At 54.7% G+C, this 1,556-nt stretch carries 1 protein-coding gene; it reads right to left on the bottom strand.

Annotated features, from left to right (window positions below; all coding sequences use genetic code 11):
- Positions 1 to 23 precede the first annotated feature (23 nt).
- Positions 24 to 1,508 (bottom strand): IS30 family transposase, encoded by a 1,485-nt coding sequence (locus tag NX84_RS12230; RefSeq protein WP_052319781.1) that lies wholly within the window; start codon positions 1,506 to 1,508, stop codon positions 24 to 26.
- Between the last annotated feature and the right edge of the window lie 48 nt (positions 1,509 to 1,556).

Here is a 1,556-nt window from a genome sequence, read left to right as displayed (position 1 = left end):
GGCGGTTTCAAGTGGTGGATGCATCACTTGAATAGTTCTTGGATTTTCTCTTCTGGTGTGTACCAGTTGAGGACTTTTCTGGGGCGCCCGTTGAGTAGGTCTTGAATCTTCTGAACGCGCTTGTCTGTCAGGGTACTAAAGTCGCTTCCTTTGGGGAGGAAGTCTCGGACTAGCCCGTTGGTGTTTTCGTTGGTAGGGCGCTGCCACGGTGAATGCGGATCACAGAAGTAGACTGCGAGCCCACGTTCGATGCTCAGCCTGTCGACTTGGGCTAGTTCAGCGCCTTGGTCCCAGGTCAGTGTTTTGGTGATGTTGCGTATTTTGCCGGTAAACATCTCGATTAACTTATCGACAGTCGTGGCGGAATCATGCACATCAAGTTTGCGGATCATGGTGTAGCGAGTACTGCGTTCCACGCAGGTCACGAGTGCAGTTGTGCCTCCTTGGCCGATGATGAGATCGCCTTCCCAGTGTCCTGGAATAGCGCGGTCTTCAACACTGGCAGGGCGCTTGCTGATGCGGTAGTCTTCACCAATCCAGCTTCGATTACCGCGGGCTGGCAGATGTGATTGTGGCCTTCGGCCGGTACGACCAGAACGCAGGGCTTTTTCTACCTTCAACTCCTGGCGCAAAGCACCTTTAGCTTGGATGTAGAGAGCTTGGTAGATGGTTTCATGACTAATCGACATATCCCCACCTTTACCGAAGCAGCGGGCAAGAAAGTTTGAAATCTGCTCCGGCGACCACTTTGAATTCAGCCCCTCGATGACAAAGGCCCGCAACTGCGGGTTGGTATCGAGTTTGCGGGGTTTAGGCCTAGCCAGGCGGTCCACAGCCCGCTTTTGCGCCACGAGGGCATCGTAGCCATGCTCAGTCATCCCACGGGCGATTTCCCTGCTAATCGTCGACTGATTCCGGCCAAGCTGGGCTGCAATCTCCCGGTGAGTATGGCCCTGTTTCAGCAGGTAGGCTATCGCTATCCGGTCATGACGAATAAGACGCTTTCCGCGTCCTACCTTCGATTCGGATTCAGTGGGATGATCATTGAGTATCAAACGCCCAGACATGTGATCATGGTGCCACGCTTTGACCGTGTCAGCGCTGCGATCAACCGCCTGGCCGGCTTCCTTATAGCTTTTGCCAGCATCAACAAGCTTTAAAGCTTGGGCGATGCGATCCCGGTCATGTTGTGCCGTTCCACCGCGATTGCCTCGGACGAGCTCAAACCCGTCCTGAGCAAGGTAGCGATAAGCCAGACTCTGAGGAAACCCGACCTCTTCAATTGCGCTGAGCACAGATCGGCCACTTTTAACCAGAGCGACAACTTGTTGATACTGCTGGTCAACCAAACTCCGCTGACGCCGAGCACGGTTAAGCCCCTCAGCCTGGCGCCATGCCCTCGCCTGAACCTTCGAGACGCCCAACTCCTCCAGGATCACTGACACCGGACGCGCATCATGCAGATACGCCTCCACAAACCGCTCACGTAACTTCTCATCACCTGACATCTACACAACCTCCTAGCTGTATAGATGCATTCACCACCTGAGCCCGCC

This window comes from Corynebacterium minutissimum, from assembly GCF_000805675.1.
In the GTDB taxonomy this organism is placed as follows: domain Bacteria; phylum Actinomycetota; class Actinomycetes; order Mycobacteriales; family Mycobacteriaceae; genus Corynebacterium; species Corynebacterium minutissimum.
This window is presented reverse-complemented; position numbering and strand designations above follow the sequence as displayed.